Annotated in this window: 1 protein-coding gene, 2 tRNA genes, 2 rRNA genes and 1 pseudogene (1 of these 6 cut by a window edge); all 6 read left to right on the top strand. The window is 62.4% G+C overall.

Going from position 1 to position 2,500, the window contains the following annotated elements; all coding sequences use genetic code 11:
- A 23S ribosomal RNA gene (locus QQJ79_RS12605) occupies window positions 1–1,056 on the top strand; it begins 1,733 nt to the left of the window's first position.
- 70 nt (window positions 1,057–1,126) lie between these two features.
- A 5S ribosomal RNA gene (rrf, locus tag QQJ79_RS12600) occupies window positions 1,127–1,241 on the top strand.
- A gap of 77 nt (window positions 1,242–1,318) precedes the next feature.
- Window positions 1,319–1,395, top strand: a tRNA-Met gene (locus QQJ79_RS12595).
- 60 nt (window positions 1,396–1,455) lie between these two features.
- A tRNA-Met gene (locus QQJ79_RS12590) sits at window positions 1,456–1,556 on the top strand.
- A gap of 172 nt (window positions 1,557–1,728) precedes the next feature.
- A complete protein-coding gene (locus QQJ79_RS12585) occupies window positions 1,729–2,103 on the top strand; it encodes a BlaI/MecI/CopY family transcriptional regulator (RefSeq protein ID WP_284223275.1) in 375 nt (124 codons plus the stop codon).
- A pseudogene (locus QQJ79_RS12580) lies at window positions 2,100–2,500 on the top strand (M56 family metallopeptidase); the annotation flags it as partial. The gene QQJ79_RS12585 and the pseudogene QQJ79_RS12580, both read left to right, overlap by 4 nt.

The raw sequence follows: 2,500 nt of genomic DNA, 5'->3' as shown, positions 1-2,500 counted from the left end.
GGGTCTGACGCCTGCCCGGTGCCTGAAGGTTAAAGGGAGTTGTGAAAGCGACGAACTGAAGCCCAGGTAAACGGCGGCCGTAACTATAACGGTCCTAAGGTAGCGAAATTCCTTGTCGGGTAAGTTCCGACCTGCACGAATGGCGTAACGACTTCCCCACTGTCTCCAGCACAGGCTCAGTGAAATTGAATTCCCCGTGAAGATGCGGGGTTCCCGCGGTCAGACGGAAAGACCCTATGAACCTTTACTATAGCTTCGCCTTGGCGTTAGCGACCGTATGTGTAGGATAGGTGGGAGACTATGAAACCGGGGCGCCAGCTCTGGTGGAGTCATCCTTGAAATACCACCCTTACTGTCGTTGACGTCTAACCGAGGGCCGTTATCCGGTCCCGGGACATGGCGTGGTGGGTAGTTTGACTGGGGCGGTCGCCTCCTAAAGTGTAACGGAGGCGCGCGATGGTGAGCTCAGAGCGGTCGGAAATCGCTCGTCGAGTGCAATGGCATAAGCTCGCCTGACTGCGAGACTGACAAGTCGAGCAGAGACGAAAGTCGGCCATAGTGATCCGGTGGTCCCGCGTGGAAGGGCCATCGCTCAACGGATAAAAGGTACTCTAGGGATAACAGGCTGATTTTGCCCAAGAGTCCATATCGACGGCAAAGTTTGGCACCTCGATGTCGGCTCATCACATCCTGGGGCTGGAGCAGGTCCCAAGGGTATGGCTGTTCGCCATTTAAAGTGGTACGTGAGCTGGGTTCAGAACGTCGTGAGACAGTTTGGTCCCTATCTGCCGTGGGTGTTCGAAGCTTGAGAGGATCTGTCCCTAGTACGAGAGGACCGGGATGGACATACCTCTGGTGGACCTGTCATGACGCCAGTTGTGCAGCAGGGTAGCTATGTATGGAATAGATAACCGCTGAAAGCATCTAAGCGGGAAACTAACCTCAAAACAAGGCTTCGCTGAGGATCGTGGAAGACTACCACGTTGATAGGCCAGGTGTGGAAGTGGGGCGACCCATGAAGCTTACTGGTACTAATAATCCGATCGGCTTGATCGTTTCTCAGCAAAACTCATTCGATTTTCGAATACGACAATGTCTTCTCACAATCGTCTATCCGCCTGGTTGACCTGGTGGCTATGTCGGAGGTTCCCCACCCGATCCCATTCCGAACTCGGTCGTTAAGGCCTCCAGAGCCGATGGTACTTCGTCTCAAGGCGCGGGAGAGTAGGTCGCCGCCGGGTCTACCAGACGGATAGAAGATTGTATTATGGGCCGTCGCCCATCTCTCGAACTGCTCTTCCCTTACACTACCGTTTGCCGCGGGATGGAGCAGCCCGGTAGCTCGTCAGGCTCATAACCTGAAGGTCGCAGGTTCAAATCCTGCTCCCGCACCCAAACTTTCAGAAGCCCGCATGGACCCGTCCGGCGGGCTTTTGCATATCTGGCGCAGGGGCGTGCGGGATGGAGCGGCCCGTTCGCGTCGCCGTATACGGCCCGCTCACCTCGTCAGGCTCATAAGCTGAAGGTCGCAGGTGCAAATCCTGCTCCCGCACCCAGGATCTGAAAGCCCCGCCCGGCATCGCCGGCGGGGCTTTTTGCTGTTCGGCCACCTGTCTGCCAGCCGGCCGCCCCCTAGCCCTTACCGCGAGTTCACCCCGCCGCCTCAATCCTGCCCCAGTCCGCTACAAACGTAGCGCGACAAATGTAGCGCCAATCCGAGGAGCCGGTGTGATCGAATCCCTGCCGCGACGCGAGCGAGAGGCCTTTGAGGTCCTTTGCCGCCTGGAGGAGGCCACCACGGGCGCCGTGCGCGTGGCCATGAGCGGCGACCTCAGCGACTCCGCGGTCCGGACCCTGCTGGCGCGCCTTGAGGCCAAGCAGTTGGTCGGGCGGCGGTCGGCCGAGGACGGCTTCGTCTATCGGCCGATGCAGCGGCCGCAGGCGCTGGCGGCGGGCGCGCTGCGGCGGACGGTCGACACCTTCTTCGCCGGGTCCGCGGTTTCCGCCGCGACCGCCCTGCTGGGCCTGACCCAGAAGCTGAAGCCCGAGGAGCTCGAGGCGCTGGAACGGGCGATCGAACAGGCCCGGGAGCGCGGCTCGTGAGCGTCGCCCTGATCCTCGAACTGCTGGTCAAGTCGGGTCTGATCGCCGGCGCGGGCCTGGTCCTGGCGACCGTTCTGCACAGACGGCCGGCCGCCGAACGGGTCGACATCCTGCGGGCCACGGTCGGCTTGCTGATCGCCCTGCCGCTGGTCATGGCGATCGCGCCGGACCTGTCGGTTCCCCTGCTGCCGGCGGCCGGGTTCGCCGCCGCCCCGCCGACGCCGGTCGTCTGGGCCGGGGCGGTGGAGCCGGTCGAGGGCGTGGCCCTGTCCGGCTCGATCCTGTGGCCGTCCGGCGGAGATCTGGCGCTGTGGGCCTGGGCCGTGGGCGCCGTGCTGGTGCTCGGCCGGTTCGCCGTGGGAGTCTGGACCCTGCGGCGCTGGACGCAGCGAGGCCG

It is taken from the genome of Brevundimonas denitrificans, assembly GCF_030160755.1.
In the GTDB taxonomy this organism is placed as follows: domain Bacteria; phylum Pseudomonadota; class Alphaproteobacteria; order Caulobacterales; family Caulobacteraceae; genus Brevundimonas; species Brevundimonas denitrificans.
Note: the sequence above shows the minus strand (reverse complement) of the source record. Positions and strands in the feature narration are given on the sequence as shown.